Here is a 21652-nt window from a genome sequence, read left to right on the forward strand (position 1 = left end):
ACGCATGACGAAATCCGTCGAGTTCTATTTCGACCTCGGCAGCCCCGCTTCGTATCTGGCCGCGACGCAACTGCCGGGCCTGTGCGCCGAGGCGAATGCCGAACTGGTGTGGAAGCCGATGCTTCTCGGCGGCGTGTTCCAGGCCACCGGCAACCACTCGCCGGCGACGATCCCGGCCAAGGCGCCCTACATGGTCGCGGACCTGGCGCGCTTCGCCCGCCGCTACGGCGTGCCGTTCAGCTTCAACCCGCATTTCCCGGTCAACACGCTGCTGCTGATGCGCGGCGCGACCGGCCTGCAGATGCGCGAGCCGGAGCGCTTCGCAGCCTACGTCGATGCGATGTACCGCGCCATGTGGGCCGTGCCGCGCAACCTGAACGATCCCGCGACGGTCGGCGCGGTGCTGCAGGAAGCCGGCTTCGATGCCGCGAAAATACTGGCCCTGGCCAATGCCCAGGACGTGAAGGACCGCCTCAAGGCGGTCACGCAGGAGGCGGTGGAGCGCGGCGTGTTCGGCGCGCCCACCATGTTCGTTGGCCGGCAGATGTTCTGGGGCCAGGACCGGCTCGATTTCGTGCGCGAGGCGCTCGACGCCTGATCATTTTTTGCAAGGACTCACCATGAGCGACATCCTCGTCCACACCGAAGCCGGTGTGATGACCATCACCTTCAACCGTCTCGACAAGAAGAACTCGATCACGAGCGCGATGTACGCCGAGCTCGCCGATGCGCTGGCAAAGGCCGAGCAGGACAGCGCGGTCCGCACCGTGCTGATCCAGGGCGACGCCACCGTCTTCAGCGCCGGCAACGACATCGGCGACTTCCTCAACGCCCCGCCCTCCACGCAGGAATCGCCGGTGTTCCGCTTCCTGCGCGGCATCGCGGGCTTTCCGAAGCCGATCGTGGCAGCGGTCTGCGGCCCGGCGGTGGGCATCGGGACCACGATGCTGTTCCATTGCGACCTCGTCTATGCGGGGGACAACGCCGCCTTCTCGATGCCCTTCGTGAACCTGGGCCTCTGCCCCGAGGCGGCTTCGAGCTTGCTGGTGCCGCAGATGTTCGGCTATCACCGTGCCGCCGAGGCTCTGCTGCTGGGCGACCCCTTCATGGCCGAAGCGGCGCTGGAAATCGGCTTCGTCAACCGCGTGGTGCCGCCGACCGAATGCAATGCGATCGCCCAGGCGCAGGCGCGCAAGCTGGCGGCCAAGCCGCTGAGCGCGCTCGTCGAGACCAAGCGCCTGATGAAGAAGTCGCAGCAATCCACAGTGCTGGAACGCATGGGCGAGGAAGGCCAGAGCTTCGGCCGCATGCTGCGCGAACCGGCCGCACGCGAGGCCTTCACGGCCTTCATGGAAAAGCGCAAGCCAGACTTCTCGAAGGTCTGACCGCGCCCGCGCTCACTCGCTGGCGATCGGCCGAGGGCGGCCGTTGTCGTCGATCGCCACGTAGGTAAAGGTGGCCTCGGTCACCTTGATGTACTCGCCCTGCGCCCGGAAGCGCTCGGCGAAGACCTCGACCGTGACCGTGATCGAGGTGCGCCCGATCTTCACCAGCTTCGAGTAGAACGACAGGATGTCGCCCAGCCGGACCGGCTGCTTGAAGACGAATTCATTGACTGCGACCGTCGCCATGCGGCCCTTGGCGTAGCGCGCCGGGATGACGGAGCCGGCCAGGTCGCACTGCGCCATCACCCAGCCGCCGAAGATGTCGCCGTTGGCGTTGCAGTCGGCCGGCATCGGGATGACCTTGAGCACCAGCTCCATGTCGGCGGGCAGGCTCTTGAGCGTGGCGGCCACGTTGGCACTGGGAGAAGCGGACATGGGCACAATCGGGTGAAACAAAACCCCACGATTGTCTCCCATGCGCCGCGGCGGCGAAGCCCTTTCATCCCCCCATCACGTGTCGGCCAGCGAGCCTGCGCGGAGCGACCGCTCCGACTGGGCCACCTTGCGCCGGCTGTTTCCCTATCTCTGGCGCTACAAGTGGCGCGTGCTGGCGGCGCTGGCCTTCATGGTCGGCGCCAAGGTCGCGAACGTCGGCGTGCCGCTCCTGCTCAAGAACCTGGTCGATGCCATGTCGATCAAGCCCGGCAGCGCGGCGTCGCTGCTGGTGGTGCCGATCGGGCTGCTGCTGGCGTACGGCCTGCTGCGGCTTTCGACCTCGGTCTTCAACGAGCTGCGCGAACTGGTTTTCGCCAAGGCGACCGAGGGCGCGGCGCGCAGCATCTCGCTGGAGGTGTTCCGCCACCTGCATTCGCTGAGCCTGCGCTTCCACCTGGAGCGCCAGACGGGCGGCATGACCCGCGACATCGAACGCGGCACGCGCGGCGTGCATTCGCTGATCTCGATGTCGCTCTACAGCATCGTGCCGACGATCATCGAGCTGACGCTGGTGCTCTCGGTGCTCGGCGTGAAGTTCGACGCGCTCTTCGTCTGGATCACGCTGGCCGCGCTGGTGTTCTACATCACCTTCACCGTGACGGTGACCGAGTGGCGCACCCAGTTCCGCAAGACGATGAACGAGCTCGACACGATGGCGCAGAGCCGCGCGGTCGATTCGCTGCTCAACTACGAGACGGTCAAGTACTTCAACAACGAGGACTTCGAGGCCGGACGCTACGACGCGAGCCTGGAGCGCTACCGCCGCGCCGCCGTCAAGAGCCAGACCACGCTGAGCATGCTCAACGCGGGCCAGCAGTTCATCATCGCGATCAGCCTCGTCGCGATGCTCTATCGCGCGACGCAGGGCGTGGTCGACGGGCGCATGACGCTCGGCGATCTCGTGATGGTCAACGCCTTCATGATCCAGCTCTACATCCCGCTGAACTTCCTTGGCGTGATCTACCGCGAGATCAAGCAGAGCCTGACCGACCTCGACAAGATGTTCGTGCTGCTCGAAAGAGAGCGCGAGGTGCGCGATGCGCCGGGCGCGCTCCCGCTGGCGGGCATGGATTCGACGGTGCGCTTCGAGCACGTGCACTTTGCCTATGAAGCCGCGCGGCCGATCCTCAAGAACGTGAGCTTCGAGATCCCCGCCGGCAAGACCGTCGCGGTGGTCGGGCCGTCGGGCTCGGGCAAGTCCACGCTCGCGCGACTGCTCTACCGCTTCTACGATGTCCAGCAGGGCCACATCACCATCGGCGGCGAAGACATCCGCGGCGTGACGCAGGCCAGCGTGCGGCAGTCGATCGGCATCGTGCCGCAGGACACGGTGCTCTTCAACGACACCATCGAGTTCAACATCGCCTACGGCCGTCCCGGTGCCAGCCGCGCCGAGGTCGAAGAGGCGGCGCGCGCCGCGCGGATCCACGACTTCATCGCGCACACGCCCAAGGGCTACGAGACGATGGTCGGCGAGCGCGGGCTGAAGCTCTCGGGCGGCGAGAAGCAGCGCGTGGCGATCGCGCGCACGCTGCTGAAGAACCCGCCGATCGTGATCTTCGATGAAGCGACTTCGGCGCTCGATTCCGCCAACGAGCGCGCGATCCAGGCCGAACTCAAGAGCGCGGCTCGCAACAAGACCACGCTGGTGATCGCGCACCGCCTGTCGACGGTGGTCGATGCGCACGAGATCCTCGTGCTCGAGGGCGGCGTGATCGTCGAGCGCGGCACGCACGCCGAACTGCTGGCCAGCCAGGGCAAGTACGCGCAGATGTGGAGATTGCAGAAGCTCGAGGCCGAGCCCGTGCTTTGATTTCTTTTGGAGTTGCCTGAATGTCCGGGAAGATCCCCCTCTTGGTATTGAACAGTCTTTCGAGCGCGCACCAGGCGCGGATCGCGGCGGTCTACGACCTGACCTACGCGCCCACGCCGGCCGAGCGCACGGCGGCCATTGCCGCGCATGGCGCGAAATACCGCGCGGTGCTGACGATCGGCGTCATCGGCCTCACGTCGGAAGAAATCGCGGCGATGCCGAAGCTCGAACTCGTGTGCGCGATGGGCGCGGGCTATGAGCGCATCGCGGTGGAAGCGGCGCGTTCGCGCGGCATCGTGGTCGCGAACGGCGCCGGAACCAACGACGACTGTGTGGCGGACCATGCCTTCGGCCTGCTGATCGGCATCGTGCGACGCATCCGCACGCTCGACCGCTTGTGCCGCGACGGGGTCTGGCGCGAGGAGATCCCGCAGCCACCCAATGTCTCGGGCAAGAAGCTCGGCATCCTCGGGCTCGGCACCATCGGGCAGAAGATCGCCAGGCGCGCCGCGGGTTTCGACATGGCGGTCGGCTATCACAACCGCAAGCCGCGCGAGGGCGCGCCGCATCGCTATTTCGACAGCCTGGAAGCGCTGGCCCAATGGGCCGACGTGCTGGTCGTGGCGACGCCCGGCGGCCCCGGCACGCGGCATCTGGTCAATGCCAGGGTGCTCGATGCGATCGGGCCGGAGGGCTACCTGGTGAACATCTCGCGCGGCAGCGTCGTCGACACCGAGGCGCTGGCGGCCGCGCTGCGCTCGGGGCGCATCGCCGGCGCGGGGCTCGATGTGTACGAGAGCGAGCCCCGGCGTCCCGAGCCGCTGATCGGCCTCGACAACGTGCTGCTGACGCCGCACATGGCCGGCTGGTCTCCCGAGGCGACGCAGGCGTCGGTCGACCGGTTCATGGCGAACGCCGACGGGCACTTCGCCGGCCGGGGCGTCGTGTCGCCGGTCTAGGCCGGACGGGCGGTTGTCGCAGCGCTCGCATAATCGGCCTTCATGGAAACCAAGTGGCTTGAAGACTTCGTCAGCCTTGCCGAGACGCGCAGTTTCAGCCGCTCGGCGCAGTTGCGTCACGTGACGCAGCCGGCCTTCTCGCGGCGCATCCAGGCGCTCGAGGGATGGGCCGGCACCGATCTGGTCGACCGCAGTTCGTATCCGACGCGCCTCACGCCCGCGGGGCAGACGCTCTACGGGCAGGCCATCGAAATGCTCCAGGCGCTGCAAAGCACGCGCGCCATGCTGCGGGGCCATTCGGCCGCGGGGCAGGACGTGATCGAGTTCGCCGTTCCGCACACGCTGGCCTTCACCTTCTTCCCGTCGTGGGTGACCAGCCTGCGCGAGCAGTTCGGGCCGATGAAGAGCCGGCTCATCGCGCTCAACGTGCACGATGCCGTGCTGCGCCTGGTCGAAGGCAGCTGCGACCTGCTCATCGCGTACCACCATCCCTCCCAGCCGCTGCCGCTCGATGCCAACCGCTACGAGATGGTGAGCCTCGGCGAGGAAGTCGTGGCGCCCTGGGTCAAGCCCGATGCCGATGGCGCGCCGCGCTTCCGGCTGCCCGGTCGTCCGGGGCAGCCGCTGCCATATCTCGGCTATGCGCCGGGGGCGTACCTCGGGCGCGTGGTCGACCAATTGCTCAGGGAATCGGGCACCGCCATCCATCTGGACCGGGTCTACGAGACCGACATGGCCGAGGGCCTCAAGGTCATGGCGCTGGAAGGGCATGGCATCGCCTTCCTGCCCCAGAGCGCGGTGCGCAAGGAAGCCCGCGCCCGCACGCTCGTGAGCGCGCTGCCGCCGGAGATCGACCGGCTCGAAGCGACCATGGAGATCCGTGCCTATCGCGAGCGCCCGGCCGCGTCGGCCAAGGGTGCCGGCCGCGCCGGCAAGGGCGAGTCCGCGCCGGCGCAGGCCAAGGGCACGGTCGAAGCGCTGTGGGCCTACCTCGTCCAGACGCAGCCGGTCCGCTGAGCGCGTCCCTGCGTTCCCTTGTGCATTGCACAAATCTATGTATGCCGCGCATGCCATGCGCCGCATACGGCATTGGCGCTCGCGATGCGTCTTGCTTAAAGTGCGCGCAGTTCGCTGTCACACAGACTTGTGCAGGGAGGCGGCCTCGTGAGCAGGTCGACGCACCGGGCACAAAGGCTGCTTAGTGAGCTTGGGCCAGGCGTCATGCGTCGGTCGCACCAGTGCGGAGCTCCTGCGCACTGAATGCGGCAGGGCACCGGTGCGTAACGCACCGGGTTGGTCCCGGTTTCCCAAAGAATGTGAATGTCTAGAATCCCGACCTACCTTTCAGTCACTCAGGAGTCCCTATGAAGAAGCAGGTATTGGCATTGGCCGTCTTGGCGCTGGCCGCGAGCGCAGCATTCGCCCAGGCCAATGACACCCTCGCCAAGATCAAAGCGAGCGGCAGCGTCACCATGGGTGTGCGCGATTCGTCCGGCGCATTGGCCTACACGATTGGCGACGGCAAGTACGTCGGCTTCCATACCGAGATGTCCGAGCGCATCCTGGCCGACATCCAGAAGCAGCTCGGCCTGCCCAAGCTCGACATCAAGCGCCAGCTGGTGACTTCGCAGAACCGCATCCCGCTCGTGCAGAACGGCACCGTCGATCTCGAGTGCGGCTCCACCACCAACAACCTGACCCGCCAGAAGGACGTGTCCTTCGCCGTGACCACCTACGTCGAGGAAGTGCGCATCGCCGTCAAGGCCGACTCGGGCATCAACTCGATCAAGGACCTGAACAACAAGACGGTCGCGACCACCACCGGCACGACCTCGGTGCAGACGCTGCGCAAGAACGAGCGCGCGCAAGGCATCGACTTCAAGGAAGTCATGGGCAAGGACCACGCCGACAGCTTCCTGCTGCTCGAATCGGGCCGTGCCGACGCCTTCGTGATGGATGGCCAGATCCTCGCGGGCAACATCTCCAAGTCGAAGAACCCGAGCGGCTTCAAGATCGTCGGCGAGCCGCTGTCGATCGAGCCGATCGCCTGCATGGTGCGCAAGGACGACCCGGCCTTCCTGAAGTCGGTGGACGACAGCATCAAGCGCCAGATCGCCGACGGCTCGCTGGCCAAGCTCTACGACAAGTGGTTCATGCAGCCGATCCCGCCGACCAACACCAAGGTCGGCCTGCCGATGTCCGAAGCGACCAAGGCGGCATGGGCGAACCCCAACAACCGGCCGATGGAAGACTTCAACAAGAAGTGATCGGCATGGCCTGAAACTCAAACGCCCGCCCTTGCGGCGGGCGTTTGTTTTCGGAAATCAACCAACCAACAACATAGCTTGAGGAGATCCCGATGGGGAATTGGGATTGGCAGGTCTTCCTGCAGGATCCGGGAGGAAAGATCCCGACCTATTGGCAATGGCTCTTGTCGGCCTGGGGCTGGACCATTTCGGTGGCCCTGACCGCACTGGTGATCGCGCTCGTTCTCGGATCGGTCATCGGCGTCATCCGCACCTTGCCGAACAGCCCGCTGTGGGTGCGCTTCGGCAATGCCTGGGTCGAGCTGTTCCGCAACATCCCGCTCCTGGTCCAGATCTTCCTCTGGTACCACGTGGTGCCCGCCATCTTCCCGGCCATGCGCGACGTGCCGCCGTTCATCCTCGTGGTGCTGGCGCTGGGCTTTTTCACCTCCGCGCGGATCGCCGAACAGCTGCGCTCCGGCATCCAGGCCCTGCCGCGCGGCCAGCGCTATGCGGGCATGGCGGTGGGCTTCACGACCCCGCAGTACTACCGCTACGTGATCCTGCCGATGGCCTACCGGATCATCATTCCGCCGCTGACCAGCGAGTCGATGAACATCTTCAAGAACTCGTCCGTGGCCTTCGCGGTGTCGATCGCGGAGATGACGCAGTTCGCGATGCAGGCCGGCGAAGAGACGGCGCGGCCGATGGAGATGTACCTCGCAGTCACCGTGCTCTACGTGATCTCGGCCTTCGCGATCAACCGCATCATGGCCTCCATCGAGAAGAGGACGCGGGTGCCCGGCTTCATTGCCTCCGCCGGCGGGGGAGGACACTGACATGCATCTGGACTTCTCGTTCTACAACTGGGACGTCATCACCGGCTTCCTGATGAAGGGGCTGTACTTCAGCCTGTTCCTCACTGTCGTGGCAACGCTGGGCGGCGTGTTCTTCGGCACCTTGCTCGCGCTGATGCGCCTGTCGGGCAAGAAATGGCTGGACGCGCCCGCGGCCATCTACGTCAACGGCATGCGAAGCATTCCGCTGGTGATGGTGATCCTGTGGTTCTTCCTGCTGGTGCCCTTCATCATCGGGCGGCCGATCGGCGCCGAGGTGTCGGCGATCGTCACCTTCATCGCCTTCGAGGCGGCGTACTTCAGTGAGATCATGCGTGCGGGCATCCAGTCGATTCCGCGCGGCCAGGTCTTCGCCGGCCAGGCCATGGGCATGACCTACAGGCAGAACATGACGCTGGTGGTGCTGCCCCAGGCCTTCCGAAACATGCTGCCGGTGCTGCTCACGCAGACCATCATCCTGTTCCAGGACACGTCGCTGGTGTATGCCATCGGCGCCTACGACCTGCTCAAGGGCTTCGAGACCGCCGGCAAGAATTTCGGCCGGCCCATCGAGTCCTACCTGCTCGCGGCGGTGCTGTACTTCATCATCTGCTACGCGCTCTCGTACCTGGTCAAGCGTCTTCACAAGAAGATCGCCATCATTCGCTGAACACCGAAAGGGAAAGTCATGGCTGAGAACATGATCGAAATCAAGAACGTTTCCAAGTGGTACGGGCCCGTGCAGGTGCTCAATGACTGCTCGGTGAGCATCGCCAAGGGCGATGTGGTGGTGGTGTGCGGACCGTCCGGCTCGGGCAAGTCCACGCTCATCAAGACCGTCAACGCGCTGGAGCCGATCCAGAAGGGCGACATCACCGTCAACGGCGTGCGGGTCAGCGACCCCAAGACCGATCTGCCGAAGCTGCGCTCGAAGGTGGGCATGGTGTTCCAGCATTTCGAGCTGTTCCCGCACCTGTCAGTGACCGAGAACCTCACGATCGCGCAGGTCAAGGTGCTGGGCCGCAGCCTCGACGAGGCCAAGGCCCGGGGCCTCAAGATGCTCGACCGCGTGGGCCTGATGGCGCACAAGGACAAGTTCCCGGGCCAGCTCTCCGGCGGCCAGCAGCAGCGCGTGGCGATCGCGCGTGCGCTGTCGATGGACCCGATCGTGATGCTGTTCGACGAGCCGACCTCGGCGCTCGATCCCGAGATGGTCGGCGAAGTGCTCGACGTGATGGTGTCGCTCGCCAAGGAAGGCATGACGATGATGGTCGTCACGCACGAAATGGGCTTCGCGCGCAAGGTCGCGAGCCGCGTGATCTTCATCGACGTCGGCGGCCGCATCCTGGAGGACTGCTCGAAAGAAGAGTTCTTCGGGCATCCCGAAAACCGTCAGCCTCGCACCAAGGACTTCCTCAACAAGATCCTCCAGCACTGAACTGCTGCGATCCCAACGAGAGCCCCGCGATGCGGGGCTTTTGTTTTTGGGCGTCAGCCGATCTCGAAGGTCGTGATGCCGTAGACCCGCTCCAGCTCGCAGGCCGGCGCCGGGCCCGCATACATGCGGGCGGTCTCGAACACGCTTTGCATGCCGTGCGCTTCGACCAGTGTCACCGCATCGGCATTGGGCAGCGGAATGTCGAGGTAGACCGTTTCACCGGCCGGCACGCTCGCACGAAGCGCTTCGAAAAGCGCGTTCGCGACTTCGGGGCTTTCGGCCACGAGCGGACCGATCTTGCGGCCCTCTCGGCAGCGCCGGATCACTCCCCAGCCGGCGAGCCGGTTCCGATCCATCCATGCGAGCCCGGTGGATTCGGGCATCGAGATCCAGATGCGCAGAAAGGCCTCGCGCGGGGCGGGAAACACGCGCCGGTCGTCGGCGCACAGCAGGTCGAAATCGATCGTCCTGAGAGGAACGATCTGCGGCGGCCTGGCGCCGCTCGCACTCTGCGCGACGCCGGCGAATCGCACGTTGTTCCATGCCAGCTCGAAGCCGCTTCGCCGGTAGTTGTCCTGCTGCGCCGGCACGCCGTCGAGGCCGACGACGTGGCCCTTGAGCCTTGCCATGCCGGCCTTCCAGAGCTGCATGCCGATGCCCCGGCCGCGCCAGGTCGGCGCGACGATGTACAGGCCGATGAAGCCGAAGCGCCCGCCATACGACACCGCGCTGATGAAGCCCACGGGCAGTCCGTCGTGCTCGGCCACGAGGAAGCCGTCCGCATCGGCCGCATGGAAGCAGCGCGCATCGTGCAGGCCCGGATTCCAGCCTTCGAGCGCCGCGGCATCGATCGCGAGCTGGATCTCATCGCCTCGCAGCGTTCGTATCGCAACGTTCATGGGCAGATTGTTCCGGGACAAGCGGCCATGGTGTGACCGAATTTCCTGAATGTCATCTGGAAGTGCAACTAAATCAGTAACTCGATGACACAATTTGCCGACTTCTGGAGGAGTTGGCATGTTGGATGGAATACGCCGCGCAGCCGGCATGGGGGTGTTCTCGGTCTTGGCCTCGCTGGCGGCAGTCACCGCCGCCGCGCAGGCGGGTCCGCCGGGCGAGGGCATCGAAGTCGTCACGCATCCCTGGGTGGTGCCGCCGCCGAACTGGTCGCCGGAGGCCTACTTCACGAACCTCAAGGACGGCGTCACGCTGGAATCGCCTTTCGTCGCGCGATTCGGCCTGTCGATGCGCGGGATCGTTCCGGCCGGCAAGACGGCGGGCACCGCGGGCCATCACCACCTGTTGATCGACCAGCCGCTGCCGCTCGACTTTACGAAGCCGCTGCCGTTCACCGAGCACTACATCCACTTCGGCAAGGGCCAGATGGAAGCGGTGGTGAATCTGCCCCCGGGCACGTACACGATGCGGCTGGTGCTGGCGGACCAGGGGCATATCCCGTACTTCGTTTACAGCAAGCCGCTGAAGTTCACGGTGAGCCGGCAGAACCAGGGCGTGACGGCGGCCAGCCTGCAGGGTCCGCCGCGCATCGAGGTACTGAGCCCGGGCGACCGCGCGACGGTGCAGACGCCGCTGCGCGTGCAGATGCATGCGACGGGCTTCAACATCTCGCACGCCGGGCCCAAGGTGCCGGACACCGGCCACTTCCGGCTGGTGCTGGAGCGCTCGGGCCAGAAGGCGGAGATCATCGAGCTCGACGGCGGACAGACCGAGTTGTGGCTGAACCCGCCGAAGGGCGACTACAGCGCGCGGCTCGAACTCATGAGCAACACCGCCACCGGCAACGTGATCGCGCGCGCGAAGACCGTTGCCTTCAGCGTGCGCTGAGGCTTTTCGCCGCGAGCACGGCGGCGGCCGCTTCCGCGAAGCCCGCACCGCGCTCGTGCTTCGAGACGTAGCGCGGAAGGTGCGGCAGCGCGCTCTCGAAGCGGCGGACGTTGGCCACGCCGATGCTGTGCGCGAAGTGCTCGAACATCAGCGCGTCGTTGGTCGAGTCGCCGACGTAGGCCCAGAGATCCGTTTCGTCTTCGAGATTGCGCGCCCAGAGCTCGCGCACGATCCAGCGCGCGCCGGCCAGCTTGTTGTGATCGCCCCACCAGCCGTTGACGTGGATGCTGCTGACGGTGGCGTGCATGCCTTCGCTGCGCATCGTGGCGACCACCTCGGCGATCGTCTCGTCGCCGAGAGTCGTGAATTCGCTGTGATCGATCGCGATGTCGCATTCGCGACCCGCCGAATCGGTGGCGCGGCGCGCGCCGGGGATGTTCTTCTCGATGCGCTCGAGCATCGCCTGCATGCGCCCGAAATTGCGTTCGCGCGTCGCTGCATCCTGCTGGTAGCGCTTCTCGAGGCGGCCGTCGCCGGTCGGCACCAGCGCGACCGCGCCGTTCTCGGCCACGATCGCATCGATCGGCCAGACGGCCGCGAAGGGCTCGCTCCAGCCGACGGGGCGGCCGGTCACCGCCACGACGTGGAGGCCGGCCGCCTTCAACGCAGCCATGGCTTCCAGCGCATCGGGCGTGATCGCGCGTTCGGTCGTCAGCGTGTCGTCGATGTCGGTGAAGACGCCGACCAGCCGCCGCCGCGCCGGAAGCGGCCAGTCCGCGAGCGGCTGCATCAGACGCCCGTTGGCCTCGCCCGTGGAGCTGCTCATCCGCCGGCGGACTGCAATGCCAGGCCCGCGTGTTCGCGCAGCGGATGGAAGTGGATCTTCGGAAAACGCTCCTGCGCCAGCCGCACGTCGTACGGCGAGGTGCACAGGAACGCCAGCGTGTCGGCCGCGTCGCGCGCCATGCGCTGCGGATAGGCATCGACGAAGGTGCGCAGCTCCGCGGGCGTATCGGCGGTGATCCAGCGCGCGCCGGTGTACTGGCAGCCCTCGAGGCGGATGTCGGCGTCGTACTCGGTCTTGAGGCGGTGCTGCACGACTTCGAACTGGAGCTGCCCGACCGCGCCGAGCAGCATCGGGCCGCCGATCTCGGGGCGGAAGACCTGGATCGCGCCCTCCTCGCCGAGCTGCGCGAGCCCCTGCTGGAGCTGCTTGGTGCGCAGCGGGTTCTTGAGGATCACCGTCATGAACAGCTCGGGCGCGAAGAAGGGCAGGCCGGTGAACTGCAGCGAGGCGCCGTCGGTGATCGTGTCGCCGAGCTGCACGCCGCCGTGCGTGGTGAAGCCGACGATGTCGCCCGCGTAGGCCTCCTCGACCGCCTCGCGCCGCTGGCTCATGAAGGTCACGACGCTGGTCGGGCGAAGCTCCTTGCTGGTGCGCTGCACCTTGAGCTTCATGCCCGGCGTGTAGCGGCCGGAGGCCATGCGCACGAAGGCGATGCGGTCGCGGTGGTTGGCGTCCATGTTGGCCTGCACCTTGAAGACCACGCCGGCGAAGTCCTTGTCGTCCGGCTGGATCTCCTGGGTCACCGGCTGGCGGTTGACCAGCGTGGTGCTCACGCGCGGCTGCGGCGGCGGTGCGAGGTCGACCAGCGCATCGAGCACCTCCATCACGCCGAAGTTGTTGACGCCGGAGCCGAAGAACACCGGCGTCTGCTTGCCGGCGAGGAAGGCCTCGCGGTCCCAGGTGGGCGACGCGCCGGTGGCGAGTTCCATGCTCTCCATCGCGGTGTCGAACTCGTGGCCGAAGCGCTTCTGGAGCTGCTGGCGCTCGGTCAGCGGGATGGTCTCGAAGTCCTGCGGCAGGCGCTCGCTGCCCGATTCGAACACCGTCATCGCCTGCGTGCGCAGGTTGACGATGCCGCCGAAGGCCTTGCCCTGGCCCACCGGCCAGGTCATCGGCACGCAGGGCATGCCGAGCTCGCGCTCGATCTCGTCGAGCAGTTCGAGCGGCTCGCGCACCTCGCGGTCCATCTTGTTGACGAAGGTGAGGATCGGCGTATCGCGCTGGCGGCAGACCTCGATCAGGCGGCGCGTCTGGGCTTCGACACCGTTCGCCGCATCGATCACCATGAGCGCCGAATCGACCGCGGTCAGCACGCGGTAGGTGTCTTCCGAGAAGTCCTTGTGGCCGGGTGTGTCGAGCAGGTTGATGACGTGCTCGCGGTACGCCATCTGCATCACCGAGGACGCCACCGAGATGCCGCGCTGCTTCTCGATTTCCATCCAGTCCGAGGTGGCATGCCGCGATGCCTTGCGCGCCTTGACCGAGCCCGCGATCTGGATCGCGCCGGAGAAGAGCAGTAGCTTTTCCGTCAGCGTGGTCTTGCCCGCGTCGGGGTGGGAAATGATCGCGAAGGTGCGTCTGCGCCGCGTCTCTGCTTGGAAGTTGCCGTTCTGCATGAGGAGAAATTCTTGAATATGTACGCAGCTATGTACGCAGGTCGGGCGGATGCTTCTGGAACCCTGGCGCGCTGGTGATCCCCGTATTTTCGCTTATGGCTGGCGCTGCCCGGCTTGAGAGCTAAAGCCCACAGGCGACCTGTCGCGCCTCTATCCTGTGTGGATAGGTTTCATGCGGCAGTTGATCGATAGGATCAAGAGCTGCATATTTTTTAATCATCAATTCGAGATTCAATCTGCTCTTAAGAGCTGATTAACATGGTTAATACACCCTTAAGAGCGTATTTTGTTTTGGGAGGGCGAACGTGCTACCTTGAAGACTGACCTGCAGACGGTGACGCCATGACAGCCCGCAATAAGCTCCTGACCGCGCCTCCCTATGCCGTTGAGCAATCGCTCAAGCGGCTGGGCACCGACCTGCGCACGGCGCGGGTCCGTCGCAACATGACCATCGAGGACATGGCCGGAAGGATCGGGACCGGTCCCCGGGCGATCAGCGATGCCGAAAAGGGGAAGCCCTCTACGAGCATGGCAGTCTACGCCGCGATGCTGTGGGCGCTTGACCTCCTGCCTCAGCTCGACGAGGTCGCCCTCCCGGAAAAGGACCAGGAAGGCCAGACCCTCGCCCTTGCCCGTGACCCTGGCCGCGCCAGAACAAAGCCGGGGTTGAGCAATGACTTCTGAAACCCCGCGCGAATGCTTCGTCTACATCACCCTGCCGGGACAGACCGCGCCGGTAACAGCGGGCCGCTTTCAGCTTCAGCCCAACAGGCGCGGTGTGTCGGAGGGCCGCTTCGTCTACGGTCGCAGCTACCTCGCCCGCCAGGATGCTGTTCCGCTTGACCCGATTGAGCTGAAGCTTGCCGACCGGACCTATTCAACCAACGCCCTGAACGGCGTCTTCGGTGCGTTGCGCGACGCAAGTCCCGACTATTGGGGACGCCGCGTCATTCAAAAGCACCTCGGCGTGGCACAGCCCGGCGAACTCGACTATCTGCTGTACTCGCCGGACGACCGTGCGGGTGCACTTGGTTTTGGCCTCAACCAGGTGCCGCCAGCACCAAAACGCAGCTTCAACCAGACCCTTGAACTTGCGAAGGTGCAGGCGACCGCCGACGCCATCATTGCCGAGGACGAAGTCCCGCCAGATGCCGTCATTGAACATGTCGGCAATCTGCTGCTAGTCGGCACGTCTATGGGGGGCGCGCGCCCCAAGGCCGTCGTCGAAGATGCCTATGGCCTGTGGATTGCGAAGTTCAATGTCGCGACCGACCCATGGAACAGCGCGCGTGTTGAACACGCCATGCTGCTCCTGGCCCGCGCCTGCGGCCTTACGACGGCGGAAAGCCGCGTTGTCGAAGTCGCGGGCCGCGACGTTTTGTTGGTCAAACGCTTCGACCGCGAAAAGACTGACGCCGGATATCTGCGCGCCCGCATGATCAGCGCGCTCACTTTGCTCCGCGCCGAAGACAACTATCAATCGCGTGACCGCTGGTCCTATGTGCAGCTTGCCGAAGAGGTTCGCCGCGTCTGCGCCGAACCGGCAGCCAACGCGGCGGAAGTGTTCCGCCGCATGTGCTTCAACGCGCTGATCTCGAACATCGACGATCACCCGCGCAACCATGCCCTGATTGCGCAAGAAAGGGACTGGAAGGTTTCGCCAGCGTACGACCTGACCCCTGCTGTACCGGTGAGCATCGAGCGGCGCGATCTGGCGATGGAATGCGGCGACGCAGGCAGGTTCGCGAATGCCTCGAACCTGCTGTCGCAAAGCGCGCGCTTTTTGCTGGAGCGCGATGAAGCCACGGCGATCATCGACACGATGGAAGCGCAGGTCCGCGATCTGTGGTTTTCAACCGCGCGCGGTGCCGGGGTATCGCCTGCCGATTGCGACAAGATTGCCGGAGCGTTTGCCTACGACGGCTTCCGGCTGTTGGCGGCGGTGTAGACCCGCTTCTATATGGTGGTGAGGACGCGGTTTTGAGGGGCGGATTCGGCCCAGCGGCTGTTTGAGGTCGGGCCATGAACGACAATGGCGGCCTCATTGAAGCTGGAGCTGGCCCGTGTCGCGCACTGACGCCCTTCAAATCTCGTTGAACAAGTCCGGGCCTGCATTGACGCCGCCGCAAAAGCGGTTCAACAGCCTCATCCGGCAGATCGCGCAGGCGCGGCGGACGCTGGCGGCGTGGCACGAGAACATTGCGGCGTATCGCCAAGCGCATGCCCAGGTGCTCAGGCCGCTGCAGGCCGAGCTGATTGCGGGACGCAGGCAATGGGTCGTTGCGTTGGATGCGCTGCTTGACCAGCGCAGCTGGACCCAGGCGGAGCGCGGCACGCTGCGCGAGCTGCTGTGCGACGCCGCGGGGGAGCTGCTGGCCGCGCGCGGCGAGGACGCAGCGCTGAAGGCGCTGTTCGACAAGCATGCCGAGGTGGACTTCGATACCGAGCAGCGCGAGATGATGCGGGCGATGAAGGACCTGACAGAGGCGATGACCGGGCTGGACCTGGGTGACGAGGAAGGGATCGATACGGATGCGGATCTGTTCGCGCGCATGCAGCAAGGCCTGCAGGACCGCGCGGCGGCCGAGGAAGCTGAGCGCGAGGCGAAGTCTGCGCGCCGCCGCAAGGGCGCGGCACAACAGCGGCGCGAGGCCGAGGCGCAACAGGCCACGCAGTCGGTGCGCGAGATCTATCGCAAGCTTGCCAGCGCCTTGCACCCGGATCGCGAGACGGATGAGCGGCAACGCGCAGAGAAGACCGCGCTGATGCAACGGGTCAACCAGGCCTATGCGGGCAACGACCTGCTCGCGCTGCTGGAGCTGCAACTGGAGATCGAGCAGATCGATGCGAGCCACGCCGCGACTGCCAGCGCCCAGCGCTTGAAGCACTACAACAAGGTGCTGAGCGAGCAGTTGGCCGAACTCAGGTCACAGGTGGACGGCGTGGAGATGGGGTTCTGCATGGAGTTCGGCCTGGAGCCGGGTCGGGGAATGAACCCGGGCAGGCTGGGCGAGGTGCTTGAGCAGACGAGCCGCCAGTGGCGAGCCGAACTGAGCGAGCAACAACGCGACATGCGCATGCTGGGCGATGTGGCGGCGACCAAGCGCTGGCTGAAGCGACAGAGGCACCTGCTTGACGATGCCGAGTTCGGCTTCGAGCCATTCTGAGCGAGGCTCTCGCGGCGATCAAAAGGGCTGGTCAGGATCGAACTCGGGCAGGGGCAAGAGCGGCGCGAGCTGATCGCGCCAGGCTTGTTGTGCGGCCGATCCGTACATCGACCACAGCTGCTCGCGCAGCGCGTGCAGGCACTCGAAGACGGCCAGCGCCTGCTCGGGCGTCCAGTGCGTGGGCAGCTTGGGCGGTGCGGCGTCGCGCGAGCTCACGGCTTGCTCCTGGCTGGCTTGCCCGAGCGCTGCCTGGCGCGTGCGGCCAGCCGCTCCTGAGCTTCCTTGGCGCGATAGGACTCGCCCTCGATGCGCACGACCTCGGCGCGGTGCATGAGGCGGTCCACGAGCGAGACGACGCACGCCGCGTTGGGGAACACCTCGCCCCAGTCGGCGAACGCTCGTCGGACCCTCGGCGTCACAGGGGCGGCGTGAACCCGTTGCGGCCGACGAGCATCCGCGTCGCGGTCGGCTTGCCGTCCTTCACCTGGGCGGTGACCACCACCTTCGCGCCCGGGACCACCAGCGCCGCCTGATCGGCATTGCCCGGCTTGACGGTCACGACGGGTGTGCCCGGCGGGACGATGACGGTCTGCTCGCCGTCCTTGTAGCGCAGCACCATCTTCTGGCCGCCCGGCGTCGACGACGGGGCCTCGGCGAGCGTGGCGACGGTGGCATTGGTCATCGTGCTGTCCGGCATGTAGTCCCAGGGGCGGAAGCCTTCGCCGGTGCCGCGCCCGGCTTCGGGGAACACCAGCACTTCCAATGCGCGCTGGGTGCCGTCCGGCTGTGGCATGGCGCCCGCGCCGACGAAGCTGTCGGGCTTGATGTCGGCCATGCTGAGCGGCACCACTTCCGACACATTCATGTCGGCCGGACGAACGAGCGTCACGACTTCGCCGCTCCGGTCCTTGACCGTCAGGGATTTCGAATCGACCTGTTCGATGACGCCGCGCACCCGCACAGCGGGTTCCGGCGCCTGTGCGGAACTGATGAGCGGTGCTGCCGCCGAAGCGGCGACGAACAAAGATGCTGCAAGAAGTCGAACTCTGGACATGCCAACCTTCCCGGAAGATGCGGTGCCCGGCAGTCTAGGGCGAACCGGAAACCGCCGCTCGCAGCGTTCCGGCGGCAACGCGGTAAAATCCGCCGCTTATCCGAGGAGCGTTGCAGCGCCGGCAGGCGTGAGGCTCGGATCCACATCGCAACCACGCTCACCCGCTCGTCTCGCGGTGAGTCCTTCCCCGAACGCAGTGGCATCTTTCAAACTTGCTTTGGAGCCGACATGAGCGCCGTTCTCAAATCCCCCGCCGATCAGGCCATCGCCGATATTTCGCTCGCTGCCTGGGGCCGCAAGGAAATCCGCATCGCCGAAACCGAAATGCCCGGCCTGATGGCCATCCGCGAAGAATTCGCCAAGAGCCAGCCGCTGAAGGGCGCGCGCATCACCGGCTCGCTGCACATGACGATCCAGACCGCGGTGCTGATCGAAACCCTGCAGGCGCTGGGCGCGACCGTGCGCTGGGCTTCGTGCAACATCTTCTCGACGCAGGACCACGCGGCCGCCGCCATCGCCGCCGCCGGCACGCCGGTGTTCGCGGTCAAGGGCGAATCGCTCGCCGATTACTGGGACTACACCCATCGCATCTTCGACTTCGGCCCCAAGGGCTCGGCCGGCGAAGGCCCGAACATGATCCTCGACGACGGCGGCGACGCCACGCTGCTGATGCACCTGGGCCAGCGCGCCGAGAAGGACCAGGGCGTGCTCGCCAACCCGACGAGCGAGGAAGAACGCATCCTCTACGCTGCGATCAAGGCCAAGCTGGCCGTCGATCCGAGCTGGTACACCCGCAAGTCGGCCGAGATCATCGGCGTGACCGAGGAAACGACCACCGGCGTGCACCGCCTGAACGAGATGAGCGCCAAGGGCACGCTGCTGTTCCGCGCGATCAACGTCAACGACTCGGTCACCAAGAGCAAGTTCGACAACCTCTACGGCTGCCGCGAATCGCTGGTGGACGGCATCAAGCGCGCCACCGACGTGATGGTCGCCGGCAAGGTCGCCTGCGTGGCCGGCTACGGCGACGTGGGCAAGGGCTCGGCCCAGGCGCTGCGTGCGTTGAGCGCGCAGGTGTGGGTGACCGAGATCGACCCGATCAACGCGCTGCAGGCCGCGATGGAAGGCTACAAGGTCGTGACGATGGAATACGCGGCCGACAAGGCCGACATCTTCGTGACCACCACCGGCAACCGCGACGTGATCCGCCACGAGCACATGGCCGCGATGAAGGACCAGGCGATCGTCTGCAACATCGGCCACTTCGACAACGAGATCGACGTCGCCTCGCTCGAGAAGTACGAGTGGGAAGAGATCAAGCCGCAGGTCGACCACATCACCTTCCCGGACGGCAAGAAGATCATCCTCCTGGCCAAGGGCCGCCTCGTGAACCTCGGCTGCGGCACCGGCCACCCGAGCTTCGTGATGTCCTCGTCGTTCGCGAACCAGACGATCGCGCAGATCGAGCTCTTCACCAAGCCCGGCGCCTACCAGGCCGGCAAGGTCTACGTGCTGCCCAAGCACCTCGACGAGAAGGTCGCGCGCCTGCACCTGAAGAAGGTCGGCGCAATGCTGACCGAACTCACCGATGCGCAGGCCGCCTACATCGGCGTCGACAAGAACGGCCCTTACAAGCCGGACACCTACCGCTATTGAGCGGGGCGGGCGTAGCGTCTTGCGCGCCGATCAGTTGCTCGTCGAACGCGGCCTCGCCGCGTCGCGCTCGCAGGCGGCGCGGCTCATCGCGGCCGGATTGCGTTGGCGTGATGGCGCCGACTGGCGCACCGTGGCCAAGAACGGCGACGAGGTGCCGGAGACGGCCGAGCTCGAGCTGCTCGATGCGGCCGAGGCACGCTACGTGTCGCGCGGCGGGCTGAAGCTCGAAGGCGCGCTGGCCTCCAGCGGCGTCGATGCCAAGGGCAAGCGCTGCCTCGATGTGGGGCAGTCGACCGGTGGCTTCACCGACTGCCTGCTGCAGCACGGCGCCGAGCATGTGGTGGGCGTCGACGTGGGCCATGGGCAGTTGCATCCGCGCCTACGGGCGGACGCGCGCGTGACGGCGGTCGAGGGCGTCAACGCCCGATCGCTCGGTCGCGATGCATGGGCGTCGCGCTCGCCCGAGGATTCGAGCTTCGACCTCGTTGTCGGCGATCTGTCCTTCATTTCGCTGACCCTCGTCCTGCCGGCGCTGGCGCCGCTGCTCAAGCGTGGTGGCGACCTGCTGATGCTCGTCAAGCCGCAGTTCGAGCTGCAGCCCGGCCAGATCGGCAAGGGCGGCATCGTGCGCGACCCTGCGCTCTACGCCGTGGTCGAGCAGCGCTTGCGCGATGCCTGTGCATCGCTGGGCCTGCGCGTGGCGCAATGGCTCGCGAGCCCGATCGTGGGCGGCGATGGCAATCGTGAGTTTTTCATTCATGCCGTTCACGCGAACGGCGAACCAGTGAACAAGGAGTAGGCCGTGCGCCTTCCGCTCAGTTTTGAGTTCTTTCCGCCCAAGACCCCCGAAGGCGCGGCCAAGCTGCGCGCCGTGCGCCAGCAGCTCTATGCGATGAGCCCCGAGTTCTGCTCGGTGACCTACGGTGCGGGCGGCTCCACGCACGACGGCACCTTCGGCACCGTGCGCGAAATCCTCGGCGAGGGCGTGTCCGCGGCCTGCCACTTCTCGTGCATCGGCGCGACGAAGGCGACGGTGCGTACGCAGCTGGCCGAGCTGAAGGCGATGGGCGTCAAGCGCCTGGTCGCGCTGCGCGGCGACCTGCCGAGCGGCTACGGCATCGGCGGCGAATTCCTCTACGCGAGCGACCTCGTCGCCTTCATCCGCGCGGAGACCGGGCGCGATTTCCACATCGAGGTGGCGTGCTATCCCGAAGTGCATCCACAGGCCAAATCGCCCGAGGCGGATCTGAAGGCCTTTGTGGCCAAGGTCCGCGCGGGCGCGGATTCGGCCATCACGCAGTACTTCTTCAGCCCCGAGGCGTACTGGCGCTTCGTCGATGAAGTGCGGGCGCTGGGCATCGACACGCCGATCGTGCCGGGCATCATGCCGATCACCAGTTCGACGCAGCTCATGCGCTTCTCGGATGCCTGCGGCGCGGAGATCCCGCGCTGGATCCGTCTGCGGCTGCAGAGCTTCGGCGACGACACTGCATCGATCAAATCGTTCGGGCTCGACGTGGTGTCCGCGCTCTGCGCGCGGCTTCGCGAGGGCGGCGCTCCGGCGCTGCACTTCTACACGATGAACCAGTCGGCGGCGACGCTGGGCGTGCTGGAGCGCCTCGGCTGGAGCGCATGAGGTCGGGCGCCCGTCTCGCCAGGCTTGTCGCGGCGGCTGCGGTGGCGGTGCTGCTCGCCGCCTGTTCGACGCCGCCGACCGATGGTTCGGGTGCTGCCAAGCAGGGCGGGCTGCGGCCGCTGGTCAAGCAACCGGCGCTGCCGCCCGGTGCGCCGCCGCGCTCCCACGTGCCCTCGGTGCGCTACGACCTCGCGGTGTCGGGCGCCGGCGAGCAGGACGACGGGCTGCCGGAGGACCCCAACCGCGAGATCTTCGAGCGCGGCGGCGCGTCCTGGTACGGCATCCAGTTCCACCAGCGCAAGACCGCCAGCGGCGAGCGCTTCGACATGACCGCGTTCACTGCCGCGCACAGGACGCTGCCCTTCAATACCCGCGTGTGCGTGCGCAGTCTGGTGAACGGGCGTGAGGTGCTGGTCCGCATCAACGACCGGGGGCCTTACGCCATGGGACGGATCATCGACCTGAGCCGTGCCGCGGCCGAGTCCATCGGGCTGGTGGGGCTCGGGATCAAGCAGGTCGCCCTGTCGGTCGTCGACAAGGAGGACAACTGCGCGGGCACCCCCGTCGGCGAAGCCGAATCACCGGTGCAGGACGCGCCGGAAACGCCGGCCCGGGCGAAGCGCAAGGTCCCGCCCCGCAAGCGGCGCTGAGGCGCGCCG

The 21652-nt window shown here is 66.2% G+C and carries 23 protein-coding genes, 1 pseudogene and 1 riboswitch; of the genes and pseudogenes, 17 read left to right on the forward strand and 7 right to left on the reverse strand.

The window, feature by feature from the left end; translation table 11 throughout:
• Positions 1-4 precede the first annotated feature (4 nt).
• Both VAR608DRAFT_RS17325 and VAR608DRAFT_RS17330 read left to right on the forward strand, forming a co-directional pair.
• Positions 5-598 (forward strand): 2-hydroxychromene-2-carboxylate isomerase, encoded by a 594-nt coding sequence (locus tag VAR608DRAFT_RS17325; protein WP_088955180.1) that lies wholly within the window; start codon positions 5-7, stop codon positions 596-598.
• Between the two features lie 22 nt (positions 599-620).
• Positions 621-1385 carry an enoyl-CoA hydratase gene (locus VAR608DRAFT_RS17330; protein WP_088955181.1) on the forward strand — a complete coding sequence of 255 codons (765 nt, stop codon included), beginning with the start codon at positions 621-623 and terminating at the stop codon, positions 1383-1385.
• Positions 1386-1397: 12 nt separating this feature from the next.
• Here VAR608DRAFT_RS17330 and VAR608DRAFT_RS17335 read toward each other — a convergent pair whose 3' ends face one another.
• Positions 1398-1820: an acyl-CoA thioesterase gene (locus VAR608DRAFT_RS17335; RefSeq protein WP_088955182.1), complete on the reverse strand. Its 423-nt coding sequence runs from the start codon at positions 1818-1820 to the stop codon at positions 1398-1400.
• A gap of 40 nt (positions 1821-1860) precedes the next feature.
• On the opposite strand from VAR608DRAFT_RS17335, the gene VAR608DRAFT_RS17340 reads away from it, so the two are divergent.
• From VAR608DRAFT_RS17340 to VAR608DRAFT_RS17370, 7 genes are all read left to right on the forward strand, one after another.
• Positions 1861-3693, forward strand: coding sequence for an ABCB family ABC transporter ATP-binding protein/permease (locus tag VAR608DRAFT_RS17340; RefSeq protein ID WP_088955183.1), 1833 nt, complete (start codon positions 1861-1863; stop codon positions 3691-3693).
• 20 nt (positions 3694-3713) lie between these two features.
• Entirely contained in the window at positions 3714-4652 is a 939-nt protein-coding gene (locus VAR608DRAFT_RS17345; protein ID WP_088955184.1) for a 2-hydroxyacid dehydrogenase, read from the forward strand.
• A 42-nt stretch (positions 4653-4694) separates the two neighbouring features.
• Positions 4695-5669 carry a LysR substrate-binding domain-containing protein gene (locus tag VAR608DRAFT_RS17350; protein WP_088955185.1) on the forward strand — a complete coding sequence of 325 codons (975 nt, stop codon included), beginning with the start codon at positions 4695-4697 and terminating at the stop codon, positions 5667-5669.
• Positions 5670-6016: 347 nt separating this feature from the next.
• Entirely contained in the window at positions 6017-6919 is a 903-nt protein-coding gene (locus tag VAR608DRAFT_RS17355) for an amino acid ABC transporter substrate-binding protein (protein ID WP_088955186.1), read from the forward strand.
• Positions 6920-7011: 92 nt separating this feature from the next.
• Positions 7012-7737: an amino acid ABC transporter permease gene (locus VAR608DRAFT_RS17360; RefSeq protein ID WP_088955187.1), complete on the forward strand. Its 726-nt coding sequence runs from the start codon at positions 7012-7014 to the stop codon at positions 7735-7737.
• Between the two features lies 1 nt (position 7738).
• Entirely contained in the window at positions 7739-8404 is a 666-nt protein-coding gene (locus VAR608DRAFT_RS17365; protein WP_088955188.1) for an amino acid ABC transporter permease, read from the forward strand.
• Between the two features lie 30 nt (positions 8405-8434).
• Positions 8435-9172: an amino acid ABC transporter ATP-binding protein gene (locus VAR608DRAFT_RS17370; protein WP_088958830.1), complete on the forward strand. Its 738-nt coding sequence runs from the start codon at positions 8435-8437 to the stop codon at positions 9170-9172.
• Positions 9173-9225: 53 nt separating this feature from the next.
• On the opposite strand, the gene VAR608DRAFT_RS17375 is transcribed toward VAR608DRAFT_RS17370, so the two are convergent.
• On the reverse strand, positions 9226-10071 hold the full coding sequence (locus tag VAR608DRAFT_RS17375; RefSeq protein WP_088955189.1) for a GNAT family N-acetyltransferase: 846 nt from the start codon (positions 10069-10071) through the stop codon (positions 9226-9228).
• A gap of 118 nt (positions 10072-10189) precedes the next feature.
• Between VAR608DRAFT_RS17375 and VAR608DRAFT_RS17380 the strand changes: the two genes are divergently transcribed.
• Positions 10190-11017 (forward strand): DUF4399 domain-containing protein, encoded by an 828-nt coding sequence (locus VAR608DRAFT_RS17380; protein WP_231973539.1) that lies wholly within the window; start codon positions 10190-10192, stop codon positions 11015-11017.
• On the opposite strand, the gene VAR608DRAFT_RS17385 is transcribed toward VAR608DRAFT_RS17380, so the two are convergent.
• Together VAR608DRAFT_RS17385 and VAR608DRAFT_RS17390 are read right to left on the reverse strand one after the other, a co-directional pair.
• A complete protein-coding gene (locus VAR608DRAFT_RS17385) occupies positions 11004-11807 on the reverse strand; it encodes an HAD-IIB family hydrolase (protein WP_088958831.1) in 804 nt (267 codons plus the stop codon). The two genes, VAR608DRAFT_RS17380 and VAR608DRAFT_RS17385, sit on opposite strands and share 14 nt — an antisense overlap.
• A 32-nt stretch (positions 11808-11839) precedes the next feature.
• Positions 11840-13480 carry a peptide chain release factor 3 gene (locus VAR608DRAFT_RS17390; protein WP_088955191.1) on the reverse strand — a complete coding sequence of 547 codons (1641 nt, stop codon included), beginning with the start codon at positions 13478-13480 and terminating at the stop codon, positions 11840-11842.
• 342 nt (positions 13481-13822) lie between these two features.
• Between VAR608DRAFT_RS17390 and VAR608DRAFT_RS17395 the strand changes: the two genes are divergently transcribed.
• From VAR608DRAFT_RS17395 to VAR608DRAFT_RS17405, 3 genes are all read left to right on the forward strand, one after another.
• Positions 13823-14164, forward strand: coding sequence for a helix-turn-helix domain-containing protein (locus VAR608DRAFT_RS17395; RefSeq protein WP_088955192.1), 342 nt, complete (start codon positions 13823-13825; stop codon positions 14162-14164).
• On the forward strand, positions 14154-15428 hold the full coding sequence (locus tag VAR608DRAFT_RS17400) for a type II toxin-antitoxin system HipA family toxin (RefSeq protein ID WP_088955193.1): 1275 nt from the start codon (positions 14154-14156) through the stop codon (positions 15426-15428). The genes VAR608DRAFT_RS17395 and VAR608DRAFT_RS17400 overlap by 11 nt, the downstream gene beginning before the upstream one ends.
• A gap of 115 nt (positions 15429-15543) precedes the next feature.
• The gene (locus VAR608DRAFT_RS17405; RefSeq protein ID WP_157731039.1) at positions 15544-16647 is read left to right on the forward strand and encodes a J domain-containing protein; all 1104 of its coding nucleotides are present in this window, start codon (positions 15544-15546) and stop codon (positions 16645-16647) included.
• An 18-nt stretch (positions 16648-16665) separates the two neighbouring features.
• Here VAR608DRAFT_RS17405 and VAR608DRAFT_RS17410 read toward each other — a convergent pair whose 3' ends face one another.
• The 3 genes and pseudogenes from VAR608DRAFT_RS17410 to VAR608DRAFT_RS17420 all read right to left on the reverse strand — a co-directional run bounded on the left by VAR608DRAFT_RS17410 (position 16666) and on the right by VAR608DRAFT_RS17420 (position 17701).
• Positions 16666-16863: a hypothetical protein gene (locus VAR608DRAFT_RS17410; RefSeq protein WP_088955195.1), complete on the reverse strand. Its 198-nt coding sequence runs from the start codon at positions 16861-16863 to the stop codon at positions 16666-16668.
• Positions 16860-17048, reverse strand: a pseudogene (locus tag VAR608DRAFT_RS17415) (ATP-binding protein); the annotation flags it as partial. The pseudogene VAR608DRAFT_RS17415 and the gene VAR608DRAFT_RS17410, both read right to left, overlap by 4 nt.
• Before the next feature lie 14 nt (positions 17049-17062).
• Positions 17063-17701, reverse strand: coding sequence for a hypothetical protein (locus VAR608DRAFT_RS17420; RefSeq protein ID WP_088955196.1), 639 nt, complete (start codon positions 17699-17701; stop codon positions 17063-17065).
• Between the two features lie 96 nt (positions 17702-17797).
• Positions 17798-17867, forward strand: a riboswitch (S-adenosyl-L-homocysteine riboswitch).
• Positions 17868-17929: 62 nt separating this feature from the next.
• On the opposite strand from VAR608DRAFT_RS17420, the gene ahcY reads away from it, so the two are divergent.
• From ahcY to VAR608DRAFT_RS17440, 4 genes are read left to right on the forward strand one after another with little or no spacing between them, the layout of a single operon-like run.
• Complete coding sequence (gene ahcY, locus VAR608DRAFT_RS17425; RefSeq protein ID WP_088955197.1) at positions 17930-19357, forward strand: adenosylhomocysteinase; 1428 nt, start codon at positions 17930-17932, stop codon at positions 19355-19357.
• A gap of 19 nt (positions 19358-19376) precedes the next feature.
• On the forward strand, positions 19377-20156 hold the full coding sequence (locus VAR608DRAFT_RS17430) for a TlyA family RNA methyltransferase (RefSeq protein ID WP_088955198.1): 780 nt from the start codon (positions 19377-19379) through the stop codon (positions 20154-20156).
• 3 nt (positions 20157-20159) lie between these two features.
• On the forward strand, positions 20160-20993 hold the full coding sequence (metF, locus tag VAR608DRAFT_RS17435) for a methylenetetrahydrofolate reductase [NAD(P)H] (protein WP_088955199.1): 834 nt from the start codon (positions 20160-20162) through the stop codon (positions 20991-20993).
• The gene (locus tag VAR608DRAFT_RS17440; RefSeq protein WP_088955200.1) at positions 20990-21643 is read left to right on the forward strand and encodes a septal ring lytic transglycosylase RlpA family protein; all 654 of its coding nucleotides are present in this window, start codon (positions 20990-20992) and stop codon (positions 21641-21643) included. The genes metF and VAR608DRAFT_RS17440 overlap by 4 nt, the downstream gene beginning before the upstream one ends.
• The last annotated feature ends 9 nt before the right edge of the window (positions 21644-21652 follow it).

Origin of the sequence: Variovorax sp. HW608 (assembly GCF_900090195.1) — a bacterium.
GTDB lineage: Bacteria > Pseudomonadota > Gammaproteobacteria > Burkholderiales > Burkholderiaceae_C > Variovorax.

Coding starts and splice junctions, on each gene's coding strand:
- VAR608DRAFT_RS17325 (WP_088955180.1), top strand. CDS start 5: ATGACGAAATCCGTCGAGTTCTATTTCGACCTCGGCAGCCCCGCTTCG.
- VAR608DRAFT_RS17330 (WP_088955181.1), top strand. CDS start 621: ATGAGCGACATCCTCGTCCACACCGAAGCCGGTGTGATGACCATCACC.
- VAR608DRAFT_RS17335 (WP_088955182.1), bottom strand. CDS start 1,820: ATGTCCGCTTCTCCCAGTGCCAACGTGGCCGCCACGCTCAAGAGCCTG.
- VAR608DRAFT_RS17340 (WP_088955183.1), top strand. CDS start 1,861: ATGCGCCGCGGCGGCGAAGCCCTTTCATCCCCCCATCACGTGTCGGCC.
- VAR608DRAFT_RS17345 (WP_088955184.1), top strand. CDS start 3,714: ATGTCCGGGAAGATCCCCCTCTTGGTATTGAACAGTCTTTCGAGCGCG.
- VAR608DRAFT_RS17350 (WP_088955185.1), top strand. CDS start 4,695: ATGGAAACCAAGTGGCTTGAAGACTTCGTCAGCCTTGCCGAGACGCGC.
- VAR608DRAFT_RS17355 (WP_088955186.1), top strand. CDS start 6,017: ATGAAGAAGCAGGTATTGGCATTGGCCGTCTTGGCGCTGGCCGCGAGC.
- VAR608DRAFT_RS17360 (WP_088955187.1), top strand. CDS start 7,012: ATGGGGAATTGGGATTGGCAGGTCTTCCTGCAGGATCCGGGAGGAAAG.
- VAR608DRAFT_RS17365 (WP_088955188.1), top strand. CDS start 7,739: ATGCATCTGGACTTCTCGTTCTACAACTGGGACGTCATCACCGGCTTC.
- VAR608DRAFT_RS17370 (WP_088958830.1), top strand. CDS start 8,435: ATGATCGAAATCAAGAACGTTTCCAAGTGGTACGGGCCCGTGCAGGTG.
- VAR608DRAFT_RS17375 (WP_088955189.1), bottom strand. CDS start 10,071: ATGAACGTTGCGATACGAACGCTGCGAGGCGATGAGATCCAGCTCGCG.
- VAR608DRAFT_RS17380 (WP_231973539.1), top strand. CDS start 10,190: ATGTTGGATGGAATACGCCGCGCAGCCGGCATGGGGGTGTTCTCGGTC.
- VAR608DRAFT_RS17385 (WP_088958831.1), bottom strand. CDS start 11,807: ATGCAGCCGCTCGCGGACTGGCCGCTTCCGGCGCGGCGGCGGCTGGTC.
- VAR608DRAFT_RS17390 (WP_088955191.1), bottom strand. CDS start 13,480: ATGCAGAACGGCAACTTCCAAGCAGAGACGCGGCGCAGACGCACCTTC.
- VAR608DRAFT_RS17395 (WP_088955192.1), top strand. CDS start 13,823: ATGACAGCCCGCAATAAGCTCCTGACCGCGCCTCCCTATGCCGTTGAG.
- VAR608DRAFT_RS17400 (WP_088955193.1), top strand. CDS start 14,154: ATGACTTCTGAAACCCCGCGCGAATGCTTCGTCTACATCACCCTGCCG.
- VAR608DRAFT_RS17420 (WP_088955196.1), bottom strand. CDS start 17,701: ATGTCCAGAGTTCGACTTCTTGCAGCATCTTTGTTCGTCGCCGCTTCG.
- ahcY (WP_088955197.1), top strand. CDS start 17,930: ATGAGCGCCGTTCTCAAATCCCCCGCCGATCAGGCCATCGCCGATATT.
- VAR608DRAFT_RS17440 (WP_088955200.1), top strand. CDS start 20,990: ATGAGGTCGGGCGCCCGTCTCGCCAGGCTTGTCGCGGCGGCTGCGGTG.